Origin of the sequence: Blastomonas sp. (assembly GCF_030373265.1) — a bacterium.
GTDB lineage: Bacteria > Pseudomonadota > Alphaproteobacteria > Sphingomonadales > Sphingomonadaceae > Blastomonas.
In genome coordinates this window covers 156,436-178,311 of the sequence record NZ_JAUCZC010000003.1, presented here as the reverse complement: position 1 = coordinate 178,311, position 21,876 = coordinate 156,436, and the positions used below count along the sequence as shown (strand labels likewise).

The window sequence follows — 21,876 nt, the reverse complement described above, 5'->3', positions numbered from 1 at the left end:
TGACGGTGGCAGGAGCGTAACTTCAGAACTTGTAGCCGACCTCGACACCCAGACGGCGCAGACCGCCGGGCGAGATGAACGATCCGCCGAACTCCGCCGCGGTGATCACCTCGTTGAGGTAGCGCCGGTTGAGCACGTTGTCGGCGAACATCGTCACCCGCCAGTTTTCGCCCTCGAGCCCGGCGCGGACATCGAGCACGCCGAACGCCTCGCGCCGGGTGACCGAATAATCGGCGTCGCCGACAAAGGCGGGGAGTGCCAGTGCCGAGCCCGGCAGCAGGCCGCTGAAGATGGTCGGAACGCTGTCTTCCTGCAGCGTGTGGAACCAGGTCGGACCGGTGATGCGATAATCGGCACGCGCCACCAGATCGAAGCTCTTGGCGATGGGGGCTACGATCTGGGTGCCCAGATTGATCGTGTAATCGGCGGTCGAGGGTGACTTGTTGCCCACCGTCTGCGGCCGCGAGGCGTTGGCCTTGATCTCGCTTTCGGTGACGTTGAGTGCACCGAAGATCGTCCAGCCGGGGGTGACCTCCGCGTTCAGGTTGAGCTCGGCACCATAGATCTGCACCTCGTCGATGTTCGACACCACGCGCAGCAGCCCGAAGCCGCCGACGAAGAACTCGAAGAACTGCATGTCATCGACATCGGTGTAATAGCCGGCGAGATCGAAGGTGACCTTGCCGTCGAGGATCGATCCCTTGATCCCGCCTTCGAAGGCGCTCGACTTTTCCTTGCGATAATTGTCGGTGATCGCGACCTGCGAACCGATAAACTGATTGAACGACTGATCGACGATCGCCGCTGAGCCCGAGTTGTTGAAACCGCCCGCCTTGAAGCCGATTCCCCAGTTGGCATAGAGGTTGACGTTGTCCGCCATCGCCCAGCGGAAGGTCAGCTTGGGCTGGAGCTGCTTGTAGCTTTCCGACTTGTCGGGGATCGCGCCGCCGACCTGGCCGGGATTGATCGGCCCGCCGGTAAACGGATCGGCGACCAGAGGCACGCGGTTGGACACGCTGCGGTCCTCGATGTCGTAGCGCAGCGCCAGACCGATGTTGACGACATCGTTCCAGTTATAGTCCGCCGAGCCGAAGGCGGCATAGACGTCGGTGCTGAACCGGTCGAAATACAGCTGGGTGGTCGGGTTGCTGGTGTTCGGCGCATTATAGAGCTCGCGGATGATCCCCTGGCCCAGGTCGGCGCCCAGGCTCACCCCGACATCGCGGCTGATGTTGAGATAATAGGCGCCGAATTGCCAGTTGAACGGACCATCGCCGTTCGATGACAGGCGGATCTCGCCGCTGAAGTCTTCCTGTTCGCGAATCTGGTACTGCGTGCCGTCGCAGGTCGTCGGGCTGTACGGACCGAAGGTGGAACCGGTCGCGGGCGCGAAGATGAACGGCACCGGAGTCGCGCCGATGAAGCCGGGCTGGTTGACCGGGAAGCCGGTAAGCGCGGCGGTGCTGGCAAAGCACGCGTTCGATGCGGCCACCGATGCCGGGGTCGCACCGGGGAAGGTGAAGCGGGCAAAGTCCGCCGAGGTGCCGTCGGCGGTCAGCGACTGGTCGACGTTGCTGTACAGGCCCCACAGGGTCAGCTTGGCGAAGTCGAACTCGTGCTCGAGCTTGATCGACGCATCGAATGTCGTCTGGTCGTTGGTCGGGCGGATGTTGTTGTAGAAGCTGAACGGATGGCGATTGACGTCCTCGAAGAACGCAGGGTTGGCGCCTGCAAAATTGGGCAGATGGAAGGCGGCATTGAACGCGATCGATGCACCGGTCAGGTCCGAATAGCGCGCCTTGGCATCGATCTCGGTGCGGTCGCCCAGTTGCGCGACGAAGCGCCCGTCGACCGACCACACTTCCTGATCGTCGATCGTCTTGGAGTTGTTGAGGAAGATGTTGCGATAGAAGCCGTCGGTCTTGAGATAGGAGCCAGACAGCACGAAGCCTGCGTTCTCGCCCAGGGGCATCGAGATAAAGGCATTGCCGCGATAGGTCTGCTGCTCGGCGGCGCTCAATTCGATGCCGGCTTCCAGCGTGTCGCCGGGCTTCAGCGTCTGGATGACGATCGCACCTGCCGCCGCGTTGCGGCCATACAGCGCGCCCTGCGGGCCCTTGAGGATTTCGATCTGGCGCAGCGTGCCCTGGTTCTGGTTGAGCTGCGCGGTGTTGGTCTTCAAGATGCCATCGACGACCAGCGCCACCGAGCTTTCGGCATCGCGTGCGCCGTTGATGCCGCGGATGTTGATCTGGGTGTCGCCTGCTTCGGCGGTGCCGGTGACGATGGTGACACCGGGGGTGAGCTGGACGAACTGGTCGGCAGTCTCGACCCCGGTCTTCTGGATCGAATCGGCGGTGAACACCGTGATCGATGCCGGGACATCGGCAAGGCTTTCATTCTGCCGGCGCGCGGTAACGATGATCGTGGTGTCGTCGGTCGCACCGGCCTGATCGGTGGACTGGGCGATCGCCGGCGTGGCGAGCGCACCGGCGAGAACGGTGGCCGATGCTGCGGCGAACAGACTGGAAAGGCGCATGATGTGAACTCCCTGAAGTGCTTCGGTTCCCCCGAACCGGATGTGATTGTGGCGGCTGTTCAACGGCGGTCGTCAGACCAGCACATTGGCTCCGCTCATATAGACATGGACTTCTTGGAACCTGCCGTCGCGCAGCCGCCAGAAATTGGTGTTGTCGAGTGTCGTCACGCTGCCATCGGCGGCGGTCAGTTCGGCGACAAAACTCGCGGCTATCCGCCCGTTGGTCTCATCGACGGTGCAGGTGAAATCGCGGTGGACGATCTTGGCCCACGCGCCGAAGAAATCGGCGAACATCCGCTCGAGCTCGGCCTTGCCGGAATGGGTGGTGAAGCTGGTCTGGACGGTGAACAGCGCTTCGTCATGGAAGCAGGCAAGCGTGGCCGCCATGTCTTTCCGATCGACGCTGGCGAAATAGGTCTGCGTCGCAAACTGGATCAATTCGTCGCGGCGGAGGGTGGGTGCGTACTGCATCAGGCGTCCCCTTCCTTGAGCAGGTTGTCGCCGCTCATGTAGACATAGACCTGCTGAAACAGGCGGTCCTTCAGATAGAAACGGTTGCAGTTCTCGTAGCGCAGCTGCTCGCCGCCATTGGGCGTGATCAGCACGGTAAACTGCGAGCAGACCGTGTTCGATTCTGGGTCTGCGACGTGGACGAAATTCCCGTGCCAGATCTGCTCGAAATCGGCGAACAGCTTGACGAACATCGCCCGGATCGCCTCACGGCCCTCGTGCACGGTGTTCGACGTCACCTCGGTCAGCGTGGCGTCGGGCGCAAAGCAGTTGAGCACCTGATCCATATTCTTGTTGTCGACGCCGTCAAAGTACCGCTTGGTGACGATGTCGATGTAGAACGGATAGGGCAGGGCGGCTTGCCCCGCGCACCCGGGTGACCAGTCTGCCATCAGAACCAACCCTTTCTTATGTCTGCATCCTTGGGCACTTCCGGCATCGGAAACGCCTTCTTGCTGTGCGTCAGCCCGCATTCGATCAGGCTTTCCAGGAACTTCCACGCGATCTGGCCCGGGTTGATCACCGGGATGGGCAGGTTCGCTGCCAGGAAGGCTGCCGACTGGTGCATCGTGGTGGAGCCCAGCACGATCACATCGGCGCCGTCTTCCTCCATCGCGCGCTCCGCCTCGGCCTTGAGCTTGTCGAAGATCACCTCCTCCTTGCCCGCGAGCAGTTCGGTGACATCGGGCCGTGTGTTGATCGAGCGCAGCGAGGCGACGCGGTCCCAGAAGCCGTATTCGGTCAGCGTCTTCTGGTAGAGCGGGAACCACTCGGGCCACATGGTGAGCACGGTGAACTTCTTCCCCAGCATCATCGCGGCGGCAAACGCGGCCTCGCCCGGACCAATCACCGGGATCGTCAGCCGCGATCGCAACGCGCGCAGCCCCGAATCGCTGACCGTGTCGATCAGAACGCCTGCATAGCCCTCGTCCTCGGCGGTGATGCCGCTCTGGAACACGGTCCAGTCCATCAGCAGCATGTCGTGATAGCTGTCGCCCAGCGCCGCACCCCAAGGAACGGCAACAAATTCGGGCACAAAGCCGGGGCGAACAAAATCGACAGGCAGTTGCGCGGCCCGCGAGGCGACACCGGCGGCATCCATGGGGATGGGCACGATGACCTTGATGCGGCGTTGATCCGACATGCACACCCCTCTTCCCGGATCGCGAGCACCCCCTCGTCGATCCAATACCGGTTGACGCTATTGTATACAAATGTCTATCGTCAATAGGCAAATGCAGTTGACCCACGCATGATGCAAAGCGGCAACAGCCTGACGCGAGGCTGAAATGGTCGTCCGGATGTAGGGATGGGATTGAAAACTATGGAAAAAGCTGCGTCACAGCGCGCTTCGGATATCGCCTATGACAAGATTCGCCAGTTCGTTCTGTCGGGCCATGCCGAGCCGGGCGATCAGCTGACCGAGGAGCAGCTGGCGCGAATCTCGGGTGTGTCGCGGACTCCGGTGCGCGAGGCGGTGCGCCGGCTGGAAAACGAACTGCTGATCGTGCGCAGCGATTCCAAGCGGCTGTTCGTCGCCGACTGGTCGGCCGATGACATCGACGAGATGTTCGTGCTGCGCGGGATGATCGAAGGGCACGCTGCCAGCCGTGCGGCGCGCAATATCTCGGTCCGGCAGCTGGAAGAGATGGGTCGGATCTCGGATCTTCTCGACGCCGCTGTCACTGCCAATCCCCCTGATGTGGCGGCATTTCTCGCGCACAATCGCAGTTTTCACGATATCATTCTCGAAGCGGCCCGATCGCCCCGGTTGAGCGCGATGCTGCCCAAGCTGATCGAGCAGCCGGTGGTCAGTCGCACCGCCCAGCAATACCGGGTGAGCGAACTGCTCCAGTCGGCGCGCGATCACCGCGAGCTGATCGCGGCTTTCGCTGCGCGCGATTCGCATTGGGCGCGCGCGGTGATGACCAGTCACATCCGCAGGGCTTTCCACGCCTTCAGCATCACCACCAAGCGCCCCAGGGATCAATATCAGGCCAATGATTGACCGCCTGGCCCCGCAAGCTGGACGAGCGCTGTTGAAATGTATACAAACCACCTCATGACCAAGATCCAGATCGTCGAAGTCGGCCCGCGGGACGGGCTGCAGAACGAACCCGACATTGTCTCCACCGCCGACAAGCTGGCGATGATCGGTCGCATGATCGACGCTGGCGCGCGACGGCTGGAGGTTGCCAGCTTCGTCCACCCGCAGCGGGTTCCGCAGATGGCGGATGCCGAAGCCGTGATCTCAGGTTTGCCCGACCGCGCTGACGTGTCGTATATCGGTCTGACGCTCAACAAGCGTGGTGTGCTGCGGGCCTTGGCTACGCGCGAAGGCGGCAGGCGCGGTGTCGACGAGGTCGGCTGCGTGATCGTGGCCACCGACACCTTCGGCCAGAAGAACCAGGGTCAGACGGTGGCCGAAGGGATCGCCGAAGCCGCTGACATGATCCGCTTTGCCAAGGCCGAAGGGCTGGTCGCACAGGTGACGATCTCGGCGGCGTTCGGCTGTCCGTTCGAGGGTGACGTCCCGCCGCAGCGGATCGTCGATATCGCCAAGGCGGTGCTCGAGGCGGGCCCTGCCGAGATTGCGCTGGCGGACACGATCGGCGTCGGCGTGCCGGCGCAGGTGACCGATCTGTATGGCCGCCTTGCCGAATTCGTGCCCGCCGATGTTCGGCTGCGCGCGCATTTCCACAACACGCGTGGCACCGGGATCGCCAACGCCTGGGCTGCGCTCGAGGCGGGGGTGCACGTGCTCGACGCCAGCCTGGGTGGCCTTGGCGGCTGCCCGTTCGCGCCCAAGGCGACAGGTAACATCGCTACCGAAGAGCTGATCTATCTCGCACAGCGATCAGGCATCGACCACGGCATGGACCTGGATGGGGTGATTGCTGCCAATCGCTGGATGGCCGGGATTCTCGGCCGCGAGCTTCCGTCCCTCGTCGCGCGCGCTGCGGCATAGGGACGGACCATAAGTCAAACGTGCCGACGTTCGGCGTCGGCAAGCCAAGGGGTGAAGGAATGAGTTACAGGCTGGGTGTCGATGTCGGCGGCACATTTACCGATCTGCTGCTGTTCGACGAACAATCGGGCGCCTTCTGGCGGCACAAGACCCCATCGACCCCGCATGACAGCTCCGAGGGCATTCTGGTGGGGGTGCAGGCAATCTGCGCGAGCGCGGGCATCACCCCTGCCGATGTCGAGATATTCCTCCACGGAACGACGGTTGCGACCAATGCGGTGCTCGAGGGCAAGGGCGCGCGCGTCGGGCTGATCGTCACCGAAGGCTATCGCCAGGTGATGCAGATTGCGCGGAGTTTCGTGCCCGGCGGGCTTGCCGGCTGGATCGTCTGGCCCAAGCCCACCCCGCTCGCCGCGCTGGAGGACACCGTCGAGGTCGCAGGCCGCATGTCGGCGCAGGGCGAGGAGATGCGCGCGATCGACGATGCCGATATCCGCGCCGCTCTGGAAACATTGAAGACGCAAGGCGTCGAGGCGCTGACCGTCAGCCTGATGAACGCCTATCTGAACGGCGCGCACGAACGCCGCGTCGCCGAACTCGCCGCCGAGGTCATGCCCGATGTGCCGATTTCGCTCAGCCATAGCGTGCTGCCCGAGATGCAGGAATACGAACGCACGCTGACCACGGTCGCCAATGCCGCGGTGCGCCCCGTCGTCGGCCGCTATGTCCGCAACCTGCGCAGCCGGCTTCGCGATGCGGGGATGGCGGGCAAATTGGCTTTGCTGCGCTCCGATGGCGGGCTGATGAGCTCGGAAAAATCCGAAGAGCATCCCGTCTCGCTGCTGATGTCGGGTCCGGCGGGCGGCGTGACCGGCGCGATCTGGGTCGGCAAGAACGCAGGCATTAAGAACATCCTGACGCTCGATGTCGGCGGTACCTCGACCGACGTCGCGCTGATCGAGAACCTCGAGGCGCGCCGGGTGCGCACCACCGAGGTCGGGCATCTGTCGGTCCGCGCCTCCGCGCTCGACGTCAAGACCGTGGGCGCGGGCGGTGGATCGATCGCCTATGTGCCGGAACTGACCGGAGCCCTTAGGGTCGGACCGCAATCGGCGGGCGCAGTGCCGGGGCCGGTCGCGTACGGCAAGGGTGGCGAGCTGCCGACGGTGACCGACGCCAATGTCGTGCTGGGCTATCTGCCTGAAGCTCTGCTCGGCGGCACCTTCAAGCTCGACCGCGAGGGCGCCAAGAAGGCGGTGCAGACCATCGCCGACGCGCTCAAGATCGACCTTTACGCCGCCGCGCGCGGCATCATCGATATCGTCAACGAGAACATGTTCGGTGCGCTGCGGATGATCTCGGTGCAGCAGGGCTATGACCCGCGCGATTTCGCGCTGATGGGCTTTGGCGGCGCGGGGCCGCTGCACGTCAATGCGGTTGCCCGGCTGATGGGCAGCTGGCCTGCGGTCTCGCCGGTCAGTCCCGGCGTGCTGTGCGCGCTGGGCGATGCGACCACGCGCATGCGCACCGAAACCGCGCGCAGCTTCTCGCGGCTCGCGAGCGCGACCACGCTCGACGAGCTCGGCGGCATCCTCGACGAAATGGCGGCGCAGATCGGCGACGAATTGGTCTCCGAGGGCGTTGCGAGGGAGGATGTCACCATCACCTTCGAGGTCGATGTGCGCTATGCGGGCCAGGCGTTCGAGGTGCCGATGGCGGTCACCCGCGATGACCTGCACACCCATGGCATCGAGTGGCTGACCGGCCGGTTCGACGAGGAACACCACCGATTGTTCACCTTCAACATGGATTCGGAGCACGAGATCGTGAACCTGCGCGCGGTGGCGATGGGCCAGCCGCTCGATCTGCCCGCCGCCACGCTGGCGCAGGGCAATGGCGACCCGTCGGCGGCCAAGCTGCGCGCTCATGAGCTGTGGATGGACGGGGCGATGATGCCCGCGGTCATCTACGACCGTTCCAAGCTGCTCGCCGGAGACGTCATCCCCGGCCCTGCCATCGTCATCGAGATGGACTCGACCACGCTGATCGAAGCCGATTGCACCGGCACCGTCGACAGCGTCGGCAACATTTTGATCACCCTCAAGAAGGGGAACTGACCCATGCCCGCAACGATCATCCAGACCAACGACACCCCGTTCGAGAAGAAGACCATCGATCCGGTCAGCCTCGACATCATCGAAAACGCGCTGCGCAACGCCCGCATCGAAATGGACGCAACGCTCGTTCGAACCGCGATGTCGCCCGGCATCCGCGAGCAGGGCGATGCCTTTCCGCTGATCGCCGATCATCTCGGCCGGATGATCGTTGGCCAGTTCGGCAGCTTCATCGGCGGCTTCCTCGAAGGCTTTGACGGTACGCTCGAGGATGGCGACATGATCTTCCTGTCGGACCCGTATTCGGTCGGCGGCGCGATCAGCCATAGCAACGACTGGCTGGTGTTGCTGCCGGTGTTCAAGGACGGCCGGTTGCTCGCTTATACCGCGATGTTCGGCCACCAGAGCGACATCGGCGGCAAGGTGCCAGGGTCGATGCCGATCGATGCGACCAGCATCTTCCAGGAAGGTGTGCGCATTCCCCCGGTCAAGATCTGGAAGAAGGGCGTGTACAACGAGGATCTGGTCAAACTGGTGCTGCACCAGAGCCGCACGCCTGCGTGGTGCGCGGCGGACCTGAACGCGTTGATCGCCTCGTGCCGCGTCGCCGCGCGCCGGGTGATCGAGATGAGCGAGCGTTTCGGCGTCGACACCTATGTCTCGGCGACGCAGGAGCTGCTCGCGCGCAACCACCGCGCGATGAAGATCCTGCTGTCCCAGGCGATCAGCGAAGAGCCGGTCAGCTTCGAGGATTATATCTGCGACGACGGCATGGGCTATGGGCCGTACAAGCTCAAATGCACGATGTGGCGCGACGGCGATAAGGTCATCCTCGATTTCGACGGCACCGACCCGCAAAGCCAGGCCTCGATCAACTTCCTGCTCAACGAGAACATGTTCAAGATGTTCTTCGGCATCTACATGATCATGGTCTTCGATCCACAGATCCTGTTCAACGACGGCTTCTACGACCTGATCGAGGTGCGCATTCCCGAAGGATCGCTGCTCAAGCCGCGCTATCCCGCAGCGCTGTCGGGCCGCACCCATGCGCTGGGCCGCATCTTCGACATTTTGGGTGGGCTGCTCGGCCAGAAGACGCCCGAATTCTTGAACGCCGCCGGCTTTTCGTCGTCGCCGCATCTGTTCTATGCGGGCACCGACAAAAAGGGCGAGTGGTTCCAGCTGTTCCAGATCGGCTTTGGCGGCATTCCGGGGCGGCCGATGGGCGATGGCCCCGATGGCCATTCCTTGTGGCCGGGCTTCACCAACGTGCCCAACGAGTTTCTTGAGCGCTATTTCCCGCTGGTCATCGAGCGCTACGAGACCGTGCCCGACAGCGGCGGCGCGGGGCTGCACCGCGGCGGCAACGGCATCCTGATGACCTACCGGTTCCTCGAGCCCGGCGTGATCGCGATCCACGACGACCGCTGGTTCGTGCCGCCCTGGGGCGTCAACGGCGGCAAGCCCGGCGCACGCGCGCGCAAGATCCTGGAAAAGGCCGATGGCACGCAAACCATCGTCGGCAACAAGGTGGAAGATGTCCGGGTCGAGGCGGGCGATATCCTGCATTTCATCACTTGGGGCGGCGGCGGCTGGGGTGACCCGCTCGAACGCGCGCCCGAGCTGGTCGCCAAGGAAATCCGCCAGGGTCTGGTGACGTCCGAAGGGGCCAAGGCCTATGGCGTGATCGCCGATGCCGATGGCGTGCTCGATACCGCCGCTACCGAAGCGTTGCGCACCACGATGCGCGCCGAGCGCGCCGATCTGCCGCTGTTCGATTATGGCCCGAGCATCGAGCAGCTGCGCGCCAACTGCCTCGCGGAAACCGGGCTGCCCGCACCGATCCAGCCGCGCTGGAACCACCACGCGATTGCCGCAGAATAAGGACCACGCCATGAGCCAGGAAAACCAGGGGGCATTGGCCGGCATTCGCGTCGTCGAACTCGGCCAGCTGATCGCAGGTCCGTTCTGCGGCCAGTTGCTCGGCGACATGGGCGCGGAGGTGATCAAGGTCGAACCGCCCGCGGTGGACGGTGTTGGTGGCGGCGATCCGATGCGGGCCTGGGGCCATGGCGAGCAGAAACTGTGGTGGGAGGTCGTCGCCCGCAACAAGAAGTCGGTCAGCGCCAACCTTCGAATTCCCGCAGGGCAGGAGATCGTCCGCAAGCTGGTCGAACATGCCGATATCCTGATCGAGAACTTCAAGCCCGGCACGATCGAGAAATGGGGGCTGGGGCCCGATGCGCTGCATGCGATCAATCCGCGGCTCATCATCGTGCGCGTCTCGGGCTATGGCCAGACCGGGCCTTATTCGTCGCGCGCGGGCTTCGGTGGAATCGGCGAGGCGATGGGCGGATGGCGCGCGATCGTCGGCGATCCCGACCGCCCGCCCAGCCGCATGGGGGTCTCGATCGGCGATTCGCTGGCTGCGACATATGGCTGCATGGGCGCGCTCGCCGCGCTGCATGCGCGCGAGCGGACCGGCCGGGGGCAGGTGGTCGATAGCGCTCTCTATGAGGCGGTGCTGCAGGTGATGGAAAGCCTGGTGCCCGAATATATGGTCGGCGGCCATGTCCGCCAGCGTACCGGGTCGATCCTTGAAGGCGTCGCGCCCAGCAACGTCTATCAGTGCAACGACGGCGAATATCTGATCGGCGCCAATCAGGACGCGGTGTTTGCGCGGCTATGCAAGGCGATGGGGCAGCCCGAACTCGCCAGCGACCCGCGCTATGCGACGCATCTGGCGCGCGGGCAGCGGCAGAAGGAACTCGACGACCTGATCGAGGCCTGGACCAAAACGCTGACCGTGGCCGAGGTCGAGGCGCTGATGATCGAACACAGCGTTCCGGCGGGGCGCATCTATGGCGCGGCGGACATGCTGGACGACGAGCATTTCAAGGCGCGCGAGGCGCTGGTCGAGGTCGACAGCCCGCGCTGGGGCAAGTTCGCGATGCAGAACAGCTTCCCCAAGCTCTCCGATACGCCCAGCAGCATCCGCAGTCTCGCCCCGCAGTCTATCGGCGAGCACAATGCGCAAGTGTATGGCGAACTGCTCGGGCTGGACGAAGCGGCGATCGCGGAGCTGAAGGCGGCGGGCGCGGTTTAATCGCCCATTCCCGCGAGGCGGGAATCCCGCTTCGGCGCGACGTCCGCAGTAACGGGACCCCCGCGTTCGCGGGGGTGACGATAAAGATGGTGGCCTGTTAGCCCCCCAAACCCGCCAGATGCGCCAGCACTTCGGCTTCGCTCACGACATCGGCATATTTGGCGTTCATGTCGAACAGATTGGCGGTGTGCGGGGCTTCGTGGCGGTCGCCGCAGGCATCGGCGACGACGATCGGGATGAAACCGTGGCTGCTCGTGTCGACACACGTCGCGCGCACGCAGCCGCTGGTCGAAAGCCCGGTCAGGATGACGCTGTCGACGCCGGCAGCGGTCAGCGTCGCGGCGAGCGAGGTCCCGAAAAAGGCGCTGGGATACTGCTTGGAGATCACCAGTTCATCGGCGTTCGGCTCGAGCCCTGCGGGCCATGCACCCATTGGCGAGCCTGCAACGAAGTGCTTGAGCAGCGGCGTCTTCTGCATGAAGCGCCCGCCATCGACCAGGCTGGGGTGATAGACGACATTGGTGTAGATGACCGGGATGCCCGCCGCACGCGCTGCATCACGCACCCGGATGGCGCTAGCCAGCGCGTCCTCGACATCGGCGAACAGATCGCACGTCCGATCGAAATAGGCCTCGACGAAATCGATCAGCAGCAAGGCGGGGCGTCGGCCGAAGCCGATGCGGTTGCCGAACACGCCCGCATAATTGGCCGTGGCGTCTGATGTCGTCATGCTGTGGCTACCCCCGTTAGCGATCCCGCCGCGCCGCGTGATTCGCGTCGCACCGCCGGCGTAATCTCAACAGGCTGGCGCGGCGGAATGCAAGCGGGCAGCTCCGCTGTGCGGATGAATGGTCCCGCGATAGCCATCGAACTGCGCGGCGATGACGCGCGCATAGGGTTCTGACGCAGGGGCCATCACCAGATCGTCCTGCTCCCAAAAAAGGAGCCCGCGCCGTTCAAACTCGGCAAGAGCGGCGCGGGCAGTAGGGAGGAAGTCTGGTGGCAGCGTCGCGCGACCCTGGCACAGAAGCGCATTGATAATGGTGCCGCGAAGGGCGTCATCGGCGTTGAGCGCCACGCCCCGCGTCGCAGGCATCTGGCCGGTACCGACCAAAGTGCGATAGGGCCCCGCGCGTTTTTCGTTCTGGACGATCAGCCCCGGCAGGATGCTGATCGCGCTGGCGCCGAAGCCCAGCAGCATCGATGCGCCGTCATGGGTGAACCCCTGGAAGTTGCGGTTGAGCCGGTGTTGGCGTGCCGCGACGGCCAGCGGGTCGCCAGGCAACGCGAAGTGATCGAAGCCGATCGGTACATAGCCTGCATCATGCAGCCGCAGATAGCCGAATGCCGCCTGTTCAAAGCGCTCCCGGTCGTTAGGCAGGTCGCTTGCATCGATCCGTTTCTGCCGGGGAATCATGGTGGGCAGATGAGCATAGCCAAACAGCGCGATCCGGCTGGGAGCGAGCCGGATGGTCTGCACGAGCGTGGCGTCGAGATCGTCGAGATGCTGGCCGGGAAGCCCGTACATCAGATCGAAGTTGATCGCGTCGACACCGCGCATACGCAGCGACATCACCGCCTGCTCGATCTGCTCGAGCGGCTGGACGCGGCCGATCGCCGCCTGGATGTGCGGCGCGAATGTCTGCACGCCCATGCTCACCCGGCTGACCTGCGACGAGGCCAGCACGCGGGCCCATTCGAGCGTGAACGTGCGCGGGTCGATTTCGATCGAGATCTCCGGTTCGCTGCAGGCGAAAACGGTCATGATCCGGTCGAGCAGACGGACGAAATCGACGGGCGTGATCGCGTTGGGGCTGCCCCCGCCAAAGGCAATGTGCTGTACTCGCCCGCGCCCGCCCAGCCGTTTGGCGACCATCGCGATCTCGGAGCGCAACGCGGTGAGGTAGTCGGTCAGCCGGTGCTTGCGGTTGGCTGCGCCGGTGTTGCACCCGCAGTACCAGCAGATCTGCTCGCAATAGGGGATGTGGATATAAAGCGAGAGCGCCGTGGCCGATTCCATGCGATCGAGCGCGTCGGCATAGTGCCCCGCACCCACCTCATCGACGAAATCCGCCGCCGTCGGGTAGCTGGTATACCGCGGCACGGGCCGGGCGAGCAGATCGGGGTGATAGGTCCACATAGGGGCGTTTTATGCGATGGGACCACGCCGGTCTTTGATACGGGTCAAAGATTGGATTTGTTGCGGATCATCCCTCCGATCGACGCAGTTTGTTGCCGGGCGACCCGACGCAGATCAATCGCCCGCGATAAACCCGATGCATCAGGCAGCAAGTCTCAGCGCATTGCGGCCTTCGGTTTTCGCGACGTACAGCGCCTTGTCGGCTCGGCTCAGCAGCGTCTCGATCGTATCATCGGGTTCCAGCTCGGCAACTCCCAGGCTGATGGTGACAGGCGGGTTGGTGCCCCCGCTCTGGACGGCCAGACGGACGCGCTCGGCCACCAGCATGGCAATGTGTGCGCTTGCCCCGGGAAGGACGATCACGAATTCCTCGCCGCCCAATCTGCCCAGCAGGTCATCTCCGCGCAAATGGTGGCTGGCATCGTTGGCGACGCGTTTGATAACCTCATCGCCGACCTGATGACCAAAGCGATCGTTGACCGATTTGAAATGATCGATGTCGAAGATGGCGACTGCCATAGACCCATCGCTGGTCCGAGCGTTGCGCATTGATCTTTCCAGCACGGAATACACCCGCCGCCGGTTGGCAACTCCGGTCAGCTGGTCGGTTTCCGACATGATCCTGGCCTCCTCGGCTGCCTCCAGGGCGCGTGCGCTGGCGGCACGCAGATCCTTTTCATAGGCGACCTGCGCGGTTGTGTCCTGAATGACACCGAACAGGCCGGCCGACCTTTCATGATCGGCATGGTCAAATTCGCCGCGGGAGAACACATGGCGAATTTCGCCATCCGGTCGAATGATCCGGGCGCTGAATTGAAAGCCCGTCTGGGTTTCGATCGATTTCGTGATTCGCTGACCGACCATCTCCCGGTCATCGGGATGATAGGCGTTGATCGCTTCGTCGACCATTGGCGGGGATTGATGCGTCAGTCCGTGGATGTTGAACACCTCTGGTGACCAGTCGACCGTCCCCGATTCGATATCAAGCCGCCAGTGGCCGACCTTGGCAGTCGATTCGGCCAGCCGGAGCAATCGGACGTTCTCGCGCAGCCGGCGCTGCATGCGCCGCCCAGATGCCAGCAGGGCCGCGACGGGCAGTGCTGCGGCAAACAGGGCGAGCAGATAGAACTGCAGAAACAGGCTGCGGGTGCCGTGGCTTGCGACAATCAGCATCAATGGGCCAGAATCCAGGCTGCTCGCGATTGAACTGGCCGCGGTGACCATGAGCACGCTGCCGGCAGCGCCGAGCGGACCCAATCGGAAAACCGCGATCAATATCCCGATCATCGGCAGGAACAACAGGGGGAACGTCGATTGGCCGAAGGTGATGCCGCAGATCACCGCCTGCAAGCCGAAGACGCCCATGACTTTGCCAAGCGCGTCGGGTTGCCGCTTCAGATCCACTTTCCGGATCGAATCCCTGATGATCATGATCAACGGCGTTACGAGCAGAATGCCCAGCAACGCGGTGGAAAACCACGAGAACCAGAAACCGACGGATGGGTTTTGGGTGAGACCTGCTGCCAATGTGGCGCTGATCGCCGTGGCGATGGTTGCTGCCACACAGAACCAGCCCAGGGGCGCGGGGTCTGACCAAGAGATGTGACCGCCTCGCCGGCGCATGATCAGCCATGCTGCAACCGTTGCCTCGGCCATGTTCACGAGGCTGAAACCCATCGAAACCAGCAGAGAATTGCTCAGGCCCAGATTCGCCGCCAGGCTGGCGATCATCGCCGCGCCAATGTGCCAGCCGGCATGCCTTTTGCCGTTCATCAGCAGGGCCGCCAGCAAAATGCCGCTCGAAGGCCATATGGCAGCGATGCCATCCTGCCCCTGGGTGAGCGCCAGGGCCACCACTGCGGCAATGTAATAGGCAACACCCGTGATGATTGGCTGCCACATGATGTGCCCGAGCTTCGTCAGTCGATTGAGAACAGTGTCCATAGCCCGTGGGTCGCATGCGGACGGTTAACAACACCTTTTGTGGCTCGTGACCATGCGTCAGAAAATTGTAAAATCTCAGAGGGAAGATGGACGATGCCGCCAGATCGGCGGGTTTGTGCCAGGCCCTTTGCCCTGGAGCGATCGGGCGGCAGCGCTGCGCAATGGCCGCGGCGGTCGAATCGGCTGCTAGCTTGCCCGTTTGCTGGTCTTGCTCCGGCGTTCGCATGTCCCGTGACACGCCTTGGCGCAGTCGTTTCCGCCCTTGCCGGGATCGCCGTCCTCGCCGGGGATCACCAGCAGACTCATCCCGCCGTTGCAGTTGCCTACGGCAATCATCTGCGCATCCGCCTGAGCAAACGGTGCGTGGGCCAGTGCCGTCCCGATCAGCAGCGCGACGGCGACTCGCAGATGGGTCGGTTCCCGCTTCATGGCTGCACCGCCTTGTCCTCTTCGTCGTCGACGAAGATGCGCAAGGCCGCGCCGTCCATGTCGTCGAACTGTCCGCGCTTCAGTGACCAGAAGAACGCGGCAAGGCCCAACAGCCCAAGCAACAGGGCGATGGGGATCAGGACGAGCAGGCCGTTCATTTCAATGCCCTTTTGAGTCGCAACGCGTTGCTGACCACGATCAGCGAGGATCCGGACATCGCCAGCGCCGCCACCAGAGGCGTCACCAGCCCGGCAAAGGCCAAAGGCACGGCGACGACGTTGTAGCCGATCGCCAGCGCGAAGTTCTGGCGGACGATGGCCTGGGTGCGGCGCGCCATGCGGATGGTGTCGACCACCGGCATCAACCGGTCGCCCATGAAGATGCAGTCCGAGGCGTTCTTGCCGACATCGCTGGCCGACCCGGGCGCCATCGAGGCATGGCCGGCGGCGAGGGCGGGGCCGTCGTTGAGGCCATCGCCGATCATCAACACCTTGTGGCCGGCGCCCGAGTGGCGCGAGATCGTAGCCAGCTTGTCCTGCGGGCTCATGCCGGTCATCGCGGTCAGCCCGAGCGTGCGGGCGACGGGAGCGACGGCGGTTGCGCGGTCGCCCGACAGGATCATCGCGTCGATGCCCAGCCTGTCCAGGGCCGCGATCGCCTCCACCGCATCCGGGCGCAGGGCATCGGCGAAGCGCACCGTCGCCACCGGGTGCATGTCGATCGCAAGTTCGGAGACCAGTTCGGTGCCCGCATCGCCACTTTGCGGACGCCCCAGAGTGACGACATGGCCCTGCCATTCGGCCTCGACGCCGAAGCCCGGGGTTTCCTGCACGTTGGTGACATCCGCAGCGACAATCTTCTCTGCCCCCAGGTCGCGGGTCAGCGCCGCGCTCAGCGGGTGACGGCTGGCACGCGCCAGCGCGAGCAGCAAAGCGCGGTGCTCGAGCCCGATCTCGGAGAGGTTGCTCACCACGGGGCGGCCCAGGGTGAGCGTTCCGGTCTTGTCGATCAGCGCGCGGTCGACTTCTGCCAGCCGTTCGAGCGCGGAGCCATCCTTGATCAGCACGCCGACCTTCATCAGCGCGCCGGCCGCGACGATCTGTGCCGCGGGCACGGCCAGACCCAGAGCGCAGGGGCAGGTGATGATCAGCACCGCCACCGCAATCAGCAGCGCATCGTGCCAGCCCGCGCCCGCCAGCATCCAGCCGGCGAACGCCAGCAATGCCAGCGCGTGGACGGCGGGGGCATAGAGCTTGGCCGCGCGATCGGCGATGCGGACATAGCGAGACTTGCCCTGCGAGGCCTCGCCCATCAGCCGCGCGATATCGGCAATCGCGGTGTCGGTGCCTGCTGCGGTGACGCGCACCCGGATCGGGGTTTCGAGGTTGAGCGTGCCAGCGTGAACGACATCGTCGAGCGCGGCTTGCTGCGGTGCGCTTTCGCCGGTGAGCAGCGAGAGGTCGATCCGGCTTGCGCCCGCCACGATCACGCCGTCGGCCGCCAACCGTTCGCCGGCGGCGACCAGCATGACCATGCCGGGGTCGAGCTCGGTCGCATCGACCCAGCGGGTGGAGCCGTCACTTTCAAACACCATCGCGCCGGTGCCCATGTTGCGCAGCAGCGCGGTGACGCCGCCGCGCGCACGGTCGCGCATCACACTGTCGAGCCAGCGGCCGCACAGCAGGAAGAACAGCAGCATCACCGCGCTGTCGAAATAGGCGTGCGGGCCGTGCGTCGCGGTCTCGTAGAGGCTGAGCGCGGTGGCGAGCGTGACGCCGATGCTGATCGGCACATCCATGTTGGTGGTGCCGTGGCTGACCGCGCGCCATGCCGAGCGGAAGAATGGCCGTCCCGCATAGGCAATGGTCGGCAGGGCGATCATCGCCGACAGCCAGTGGAACAGGTCGCGGGTGACGCCCGCCGCGCCCGACCAGACCGAGACCGAGAGCAGCATGATGTTCATCATCGCAAAGCCGGCGACTGCGACTGCCCGCAACAGCTCACGGCTGTTCGCGGCATCGGCATCGATCTCGCGGGGGCCATCGCCAATCGGGTGTGCCTCGAACCCCAGGGAGGTGAAAGCGCCGAGCAGTTCGGGCATCTGCGCATCGGCTGCGCACGAGAGATGCACCCGCTTTTCGGTGAAGTTGACCCGGGCCGTATGGATCCTGGAATCACGCACCAGGCCCTGCTCGAGCTTGGAGATGCACCCGGCGCAGCGGATATCGGGCACGGCAAAGTCGCGCTCGACCAGCGCGGTTGGCGCTGTGGGCCTGGGGGCGGGCCGGGGGGCGAGGTTGGCAAGCGCGCTCATTGCACATCGCTCCGGTAGCGCGCCTCGTCGCTGCCGTGGCGCACCGAGGCGTCCAGCCGCCAGCGGCCCGGTGCCAGCGCCTCGACCGAGCGCATCGCGCCCGTGCCATCGGGCGCAAAGCGCAGCGCCGTCGCCGGAACGCGCCCCAGTGGGTGGCTGAGCATTGCGGTGACGCCGGAGATGGCGAGCGGTTCCCCCAGATGGGTGAGCGACAGCCGGACATGCCGATCGGCGTCGAGCGTGATCGTCTCGTCCCAGCCCATGGCGTCCTGCGCTGCGGCGCGGTCGAGCAGATCGTTATAATGCTGGCTGGCGACATAACTGTTTTCGACAACCTTGCCGCCAAAGGTCGACATCGCAAAGCCCGCCATGGTGAAGTTGACCGCCATGACGATAGCGAAGAACCCAACCAGGATCGCGGTCATGTGCCAGCCGGTAAACGGCTTTTTCGCAGGGTAGGTGCTCATCATTGTGCCTCCGGGCGGTCGAACTGGATGGTGTCGGTATCACCGCGCGGATCGCCGTCGCGGCCATAGGTTGCGATGGTGAAGTCCTGCCGCGCCAGGCCTTGCGCCGGCGCTGCGACGAACAAGCGGACGCGGGTGACGCTGTCGGGCGAGATCGTCATGTTCACTCGCTGGCTGGCCTTCTCGCGCGATCCGTTCTCGGTCCACAATTGCGCGCCGGGCAGACCGCTGACCGTGATCGCCACCTTGCGCGGGCGCGTTTCCATGTTGCGCAGCTTGAGCGTGTAGTTGTTGCGGATCATGCCGTCGGAGAGCTGGACATAGAGCGGGCTGCGCTCGTGCTGGACGGACAGGTCGAGCCGGGTGCGCTCGCCCAGCGAGAACAGCATCGCAGCCCCGATTGCGCTCCAGATAGCGAGATAGATCATCAGCCGCGGGCGCAGCAGCGTCTTGAGCACCGGCGGCGCGGTGCCGCCGGCCTTCTCGACCGCGACGTCATCGAGCGCGCAATAATCGATCAGCCCGCGCGGGCGTCCGACCTGCGCCATCACGGTGTCGCAGGCATCGATGCACAGCGCGCAGGTGATGCAGCCGATCTGCGGCCCTTCGCGGATGTCGATCCCGGTGGGGCAGACCGCGACACACTGGTTGCAGTCGATACAGTCACCGATCGATCCGGGGTGCGCGAGCGCTTTCTTGAGGCTGCCGCGCGGTTCGCCGCGCCAATCCTTGTAGGTCACCAGCAGCGATTTTTCGTCCATCATCGCGGTCTGGATGCGCGGCCACGGGCACATATAGATGCACACCTGCTCGCGCATGAAGCCGCCCAGCACGAAGGTCGTCGCAGTCAGCGCGGCGACGGTGCCATAGGCGACGAAAGCCGCGTCCCCGGTCCAGAAATCGCGGGTCAGCGTTGGCGCATCGGCAAAGTACATGATCCACGCGCCGCCGGTCCAGAAGGCGATGGCGAGGTAGATCGCGTATTTGGCGGCGCGCTTGGCGACCTTCTCGGCCGACCAGGGCCCATTGGCGAGGCGGATCTGCGCGTTGCGGTCGCCATCGATCAGTCGATCGACATGCTGGAACAGATCGGTCCACACCGTCTGCGGACAGGCATAGCCGCACCATGCGCGGCCCACCGCGCTGGTCACCAGAAACAGGCCGATCCCCGCCATGATCAGCAGGCCGGCGACATAATAGAATTCATGCGGCCAGATCTCGATCTGGAACATGTAGAAGCGCCGGTTGGCAAGATCGATCAGCACCGCCTGATCGGGCGCATAAGGGCCGCGATCCCAGCGGATCCACGGCGTGCCGTAATAGATCGCGAGCGCGACGCCCATGATCAGCCATTTCAGGCGGCGGAAGGTCCCATCCACCTTCTTGGGGTAGACACCCTTGCGCGCGGCGTAGAGCGGGCCATCGTTGCCCGCAAGGGTGTCTGCTTCAGCCATTGGCCGGGGCCTTGTCGGGGGCTGCAGCTTCTGCAGCCGCAGGTACGACCGGTGCGGGCGCATTCTCGCCGCCGCCCAGCGAATGGACGTACGCCGCGAGCATCCGGATCGTCACCGCGTCCAATTTGTCGTTCCAGCGCGGCATTACGCCATTGCGCGGGTTGTGGATGGTCTTGGCGATGGCATCGCGGCTGCCGCCATAGAGCCAAACGGGATCGGTCAGCTTGGGCGCGCCGAGCTCGCGAATGCCTTCGCCATTGGTACCATGGCACGCGACACAGTTGTTCTCGAACAACGCGGCGCCGCGCGCGGAAGCAGCGCTGGGCTTTTCCTGGCGGCTGATCACGCGGACGTGGCTGACCAGATCGTTGATCGCGGTGCTGTCCAATATGCCGTCACGACCGAAAGCGGGCATGCTGTTGACCCGGGTCAGGTCATGGTCGGGATTGCGGATGCCGTGGATCAGTGTCGTCTCGATGGTGGCAAGGTCGCCGCCCCATAGCCAGTCGTCATCGGTCAGGCTGGGGTACAGCCCGACCACGCCTGCGCCGCCCGCGCCATGGCACTGCACGCAATGCACCTTGAACGCGGCGCTGCCGCCCTGGATCGCGGCTTCGAGCAGTTCGGGCTTTGAAGGAAGGGCAGCGATCGGCATGGCGGCAATGGCGTTGACGATCGGCGCGCGCTTTGCGGTGTGGCCTGCCATCTCCTTCTCAAGGTCGCCGCGGCTGCTCCAGCCGAGCACGCCCTGCGTCGCGCTGTTGACCATCGGCCAGGCTGGGTAGAGCACGACATAGACCGCCGCCCACGCGATGCAGGCATAGAACGTCCACAGCCACCAGCGCGGCAGAGGGGTGTTCAGTTCCTCGATGCCGTCCCATTCATGGCCGACGGTGTGGGTGCCGGTGGGTTCGTCGAAGCGCGGTGTGTCAGACATTGTCGTCGTCCCTGAAGATCATGTTGGCTGCGTCGTGGTTGTGCTGACGCGCACCCTTGCGGAAAGGCCAGGCGATGAGGCCGAGGAACAGGATGGTCATCGCCAGCAGGCCCCAGCTGTCGGCGAAGTGGCGCAGTTCGTCATAGCTCATGGGTTGCCTCCCTTAACGGTGGCAGAGCCTGCCGCAGCCGCGACCGGTGCGGGCGCGGACCCCTGATCCTGCGGCGCGGCCTTCTCGACATCGACCAGCGTGCCCAGCATCTGGAGATAGGCGATCAGCGCATCCATCTCGGTGATGCGGGTGGGATCGCCGTCAAAGTCGCGCACCTGCGCCTTGGGGTAGCGCGCCTTGAGCTCGTCGGCGCCATCGGCATCGGGGTCGGCCTGCGCCTTGAGATCGGCATTGGCGGCAGCGATTGCGGCCTTCGTGTAAGGCACGCCCACCCGCGACAATGCGGTCAGGTCGTTGGACATGTCGCCAGTGACCAGATCCTTTTCGGCGAGGAAGGCATAAGGCGGCATGATCGATTCGCCGACGACGCTGCGCGGATCGATGAGGTGCGCGCGGTGCCATTCGTCCGAATAGCGGCCGCCGACGCGCGCCAGATCGGGCCCGGTGCGCTTGGACCCCCATTGGAACGGGTGGTCGTACATGCTCTCTGCCGCCAGGCTGTAATGGCCATAGCGTTCGACCTCGTCACGGAACGGACGGATCATCTGGCTATGGCAGGTATAGCAGCCCTCGCGCATGTAGATGTTGCGGCCCGACAGCTCGAGCGGGGTGTACGGGCGCATGCCGTCCACCTTCTCGATGGTGTTGTCGATCCAGAACAAGGGTGCGATCTCGACGATGCCGCCGATGGCGACCGCGACCAGAGCGCCCAGGCTGAGCAGGGTGACGTTGCGTTCGAGCTTCTTGTGGCTGAAGCGCGGCTCGGTGGTGTTATCGGCCAT

The 21,876-nt window shown here is 64.5% G+C and carries 20 protein-coding genes; 5 read left to right on the top strand and 15 right to left on the bottom strand.

Annotated features, from left to right (window positions below; genetic code table 11):
• Positions 1-22: 22 nt before the first annotated feature.
• The 4 genes from QUV11_RS02935 to QUV11_RS02920 all read right to left on the bottom strand — a co-directional run bounded on the left by QUV11_RS02935 (position 23) and on the right by QUV11_RS02920 (position 4,193).
• Positions 23-2,539 (bottom strand): TonB-dependent receptor, encoded by a 2,517-nt coding sequence (locus QUV11_RS02935; protein ID WP_300880468.1) that lies wholly within the window; start codon positions 2,537-2,539, stop codon positions 23-25.
• 72 nt (positions 2,540-2,611) lie between these two features.
• Positions 2,612-3,010: a nuclear transport factor 2 family protein gene (locus QUV11_RS02930; protein ID WP_300880467.1), complete on the bottom strand. Its 399-nt coding sequence runs from the start codon at positions 3,008-3,010 to the stop codon at positions 2,612-2,614.
• A complete protein-coding gene (locus tag QUV11_RS02925) occupies positions 3,010-3,441 on the bottom strand; it encodes a nuclear transport factor 2 family protein (RefSeq protein ID WP_300880466.1) in 432 nt (143 codons plus the stop codon). Before QUV11_RS02925 ends, QUV11_RS02930 begins: the two co-directional genes overlap by 1 nt.
• Positions 3,441-4,193, bottom strand: coding sequence for an aspartate/glutamate racemase family protein (locus QUV11_RS02920; RefSeq protein ID WP_300880465.1), 753 nt, complete (start codon positions 4,191-4,193; stop codon positions 3,441-3,443). Before QUV11_RS02920 ends, QUV11_RS02925 begins: the two co-directional genes overlap by 1 nt.
• Before the next feature lie 180 nt (positions 4,194-4,373).
• Between QUV11_RS02920 and QUV11_RS02915 the strand changes: the two genes are divergently transcribed.
• Genes QUV11_RS02915 through QUV11_RS02895 form a run of 5 tightly spaced genes read left to right on the top strand, consistent with a single transcriptional unit; the run spans position 4,374 to position 11,237 of the window.
• On the top strand, positions 4,374-5,057 hold the full coding sequence (locus tag QUV11_RS02915) for a GntR family transcriptional regulator (RefSeq protein WP_300880464.1): 684 nt from the start codon (positions 4,374-4,376) through the stop codon (positions 5,055-5,057).
• Between the two features lie 54 nt (positions 5,058-5,111).
• Positions 5,112-6,017 (top strand): hydroxymethylglutaryl-CoA lyase, encoded by a 906-nt coding sequence (locus QUV11_RS02910; RefSeq protein WP_300880463.1) that lies wholly within the window; start codon positions 5,112-5,114, stop codon positions 6,015-6,017.
• A 59-nt stretch (positions 6,018-6,076) separates the two neighbouring features.
• Complete coding sequence (locus QUV11_RS02905) at positions 6,077-8,134, top strand: hydantoinase/oxoprolinase family protein (RefSeq protein ID WP_300880462.1); 2,058 nt, start codon at positions 6,077-6,079, stop codon at positions 8,132-8,134.
• A gap of 3 nt (positions 8,135-8,137) precedes the next feature.
• On the top strand, positions 8,138-10,015 hold the full coding sequence (locus QUV11_RS02900; protein WP_300880461.1) for a hydantoinase B/oxoprolinase family protein: 1,878 nt from the start codon (positions 8,138-8,140) through the stop codon (positions 10,013-10,015).
• A gap of 10 nt (positions 10,016-10,025) precedes the next feature.
• Positions 10,026-11,237 (top strand): CaiB/BaiF CoA-transferase family protein, encoded by a 1,212-nt coding sequence (locus QUV11_RS02895; RefSeq protein ID WP_300880460.1) that lies wholly within the window; start codon positions 10,026-10,028, stop codon positions 11,235-11,237.
• Positions 11,238-11,334: 97 nt separating this feature from the next.
• Here the strand turns inward: QUV11_RS02895 and QUV11_RS02890 are convergent, their stop codons facing one another.
• From QUV11_RS02890 to ccoO, 11 genes are all read right to left on the bottom strand, one after another.
• The gene (locus tag QUV11_RS02890) at positions 11,335-11,967 is read right to left on the bottom strand and encodes an isochorismatase family protein (RefSeq protein WP_300880459.1); all 633 of its coding nucleotides are present in this window, start codon (positions 11,965-11,967) and stop codon (positions 11,335-11,337) included.
• Positions 11,968-12,033: 66 nt separating this feature from the next.
• Positions 12,034-13,377: an oxygen-independent coproporphyrinogen III oxidase gene (gene hemN / locus QUV11_RS02885; RefSeq protein WP_300880458.1), complete on the bottom strand. Its 1,344-nt coding sequence runs from the start codon at positions 13,375-13,377 to the stop codon at positions 12,034-12,036.
• A gap of 141 nt (positions 13,378-13,518) precedes the next feature.
• Complete coding sequence (locus QUV11_RS02880; protein ID WP_300880457.1) at positions 13,519-15,321, bottom strand: sensor domain-containing diguanylate cyclase; 1,803 nt, start codon at positions 15,319-15,321, stop codon at positions 13,519-13,521.
• Positions 15,322-15,507: 186 nt separating this feature from the next.
• On the bottom strand, positions 15,508-15,750 hold the full coding sequence (locus tag QUV11_RS02875) for a hypothetical protein (protein ID WP_300880456.1): 243 nt from the start codon (positions 15,748-15,750) through the stop codon (positions 15,508-15,510).
• A complete protein-coding gene (ccoS, locus tag QUV11_RS02870) occupies positions 15,747-15,908 on the bottom strand; it encodes a cbb3-type cytochrome oxidase assembly protein CcoS (RefSeq protein WP_300880455.1) in 162 nt (53 codons plus the stop codon). The genes QUV11_RS02875 and ccoS overlap by 4 nt, the downstream gene beginning before the upstream one ends.
• The gene (locus QUV11_RS02865) at positions 15,905-18,064 is read right to left on the bottom strand and encodes a heavy metal translocating P-type ATPase (protein WP_300880454.1); all 2,160 of its coding nucleotides are present in this window, start codon (positions 18,062-18,064) and stop codon (positions 15,905-15,907) included. The genes ccoS and QUV11_RS02865 overlap by 4 nt, the downstream gene beginning before the upstream one ends.
• Positions 18,061-18,531 carry a FixH family protein gene (locus QUV11_RS02860; RefSeq protein WP_300880453.1) on the bottom strand — a complete coding sequence of 157 codons (471 nt, stop codon included), beginning with the start codon at positions 18,529-18,531 and terminating at the stop codon, positions 18,061-18,063. Before QUV11_RS02860 ends, QUV11_RS02865 begins: the two co-directional genes overlap by 4 nt.
• The gene (gene ccoG / locus QUV11_RS02855; RefSeq protein WP_300880452.1) at positions 18,531-19,985 is read right to left on the bottom strand and encodes a cytochrome c oxidase accessory protein CcoG; all 1,455 of its coding nucleotides are present in this window, start codon (positions 19,983-19,985) and stop codon (positions 18,531-18,533) included. The genes QUV11_RS02860 and ccoG overlap by 1 nt, the downstream gene beginning before the upstream one ends.
• Positions 19,978-20,922 carry a cytochrome-c oxidase, cbb3-type subunit III gene (gene ccoP, locus QUV11_RS02850; RefSeq protein WP_300880451.1) on the bottom strand — a complete coding sequence of 315 codons (945 nt, stop codon included), beginning with the start codon at positions 20,920-20,922 and terminating at the stop codon, positions 19,978-19,980. The genes ccoG and ccoP overlap by 8 nt, the downstream gene beginning before the upstream one ends.
• A complete protein-coding gene (locus QUV11_RS02845) occupies positions 20,915-21,073 on the bottom strand; it encodes a cbb3-type cytochrome c oxidase subunit 3 (protein WP_300880450.1) in 159 nt (52 codons plus the stop codon). The genes ccoP and QUV11_RS02845 overlap by 8 nt, the downstream gene beginning before the upstream one ends.
• Entirely contained in the window at positions 21,070-21,876 is an 807-nt protein-coding gene (ccoO, locus tag QUV11_RS02840) for a cytochrome-c oxidase, cbb3-type subunit II (protein WP_300880449.1), read from the bottom strand. Before ccoO ends, QUV11_RS02845 begins: the two co-directional genes overlap by 4 nt.

Bases quoted from the DNA above. Each gene is read 5' to 3' on its own strand.
- QUV11_RS02935 (WP_300880468.1), bottom strand. From the start codon at position 2,539: ATGCGCCTTTCCAGTCTGTTCGCCGCAGCATCGGCCACCGTTCTCGCC.
- QUV11_RS02930 (WP_300880467.1), bottom strand. From the start codon at position 3,010: ATGCAGTACGCACCCACCCTCCGCCGCGACGAATTGATCCAGTTTGCG.
- QUV11_RS02925 (WP_300880466.1), bottom strand. From the start codon at position 3,441: ATGGCAGACTGGTCACCCGGGTGCGCGGGGCAAGCCGCCCTGCCCTAT.
- QUV11_RS02920 (WP_300880465.1), bottom strand. From the start codon at position 4,193: ATGTCGGATCAACGCCGCATCAAGGTCATCGTGCCCATCCCCATGGAT.
- QUV11_RS02915 (WP_300880464.1), top strand. From the start codon at position 4,374: ATGGAAAAAGCTGCGTCACAGCGCGCTTCGGATATCGCCTATGACAAG.
- QUV11_RS02910 (WP_300880463.1), top strand. From the start codon at position 5,112: ATGACCAAGATCCAGATCGTCGAAGTCGGCCCGCGGGACGGGCTGCAG.
- QUV11_RS02905 (WP_300880462.1), top strand. From the start codon at position 6,077: ATGAGTTACAGGCTGGGTGTCGATGTCGGCGGCACATTTACCGATCTG.
- QUV11_RS02900 (WP_300880461.1), top strand. From the start codon at position 8,138: ATGCCCGCAACGATCATCCAGACCAACGACACCCCGTTCGAGAAGAAG.
- QUV11_RS02895 (WP_300880460.1), top strand. From the start codon at position 10,026: ATGAGCCAGGAAAACCAGGGGGCATTGGCCGGCATTCGCGTCGTCGAA.
- QUV11_RS02890 (WP_300880459.1), bottom strand. From the start codon at position 11,967: ATGACGACATCAGACGCCACGGCCAATTATGCGGGCGTGTTCGGCAAC.
- hemN (WP_300880458.1), bottom strand. From the start codon at position 13,377: ATGTGGACCTATCACCCCGATCTGCTCGCCCGGCCCGTGCCGCGGTAT.
- QUV11_RS02880 (WP_300880457.1), bottom strand. From the start codon at position 15,321: ATGGACACTGTTCTCAATCGACTGACGAAGCTCGGGCACATCATGTGG.
- QUV11_RS02875 (WP_300880456.1), bottom strand. From the start codon at position 15,750: ATGAAGCGGGAACCGACCCATCTGCGAGTCGCCGTCGCGCTGCTGATC.
- ccoS (WP_300880455.1), bottom strand. From the start codon at position 15,908: ATGAACGGCCTGCTCGTCCTGATCCCCATCGCCCTGTTGCTTGGGCTG.
- QUV11_RS02865 (WP_300880454.1), bottom strand. From the start codon at position 18,064: ATGAGCGCGCTTGCCAACCTCGCCCCCCGGCCCGCCCCCAGGCCCACA.
- QUV11_RS02860 (WP_300880453.1), bottom strand. From the start codon at position 18,531: ATGAGCACCTACCCTGCGAAAAAGCCGTTTACCGGCTGGCACATGACC.
- ccoG (WP_300880452.1), bottom strand. From the start codon at position 19,985: ATGGCTGAAGCAGACACCCTTGCGGGCAACGATGGCCCGCTCTACGCC.
- ccoP (WP_300880451.1), bottom strand. From the start codon at position 20,922: ATGTCTGACACACCGCGCTTCGACGAACCCACCGGCACCCACACCGTC.
- QUV11_RS02845 (WP_300880450.1), bottom strand. From the start codon at position 21,073: ATGAGCTATGACGAACTGCGCCACTTCGCCGACAGCTGGGGCCTGCTG.
- ccoO (WP_300880449.1), bottom strand. From the start codon at position 21,876: ATGGCCGATAACACCACCGAGCCGCGCTTCAGCCACAAGAAGCTCGAA.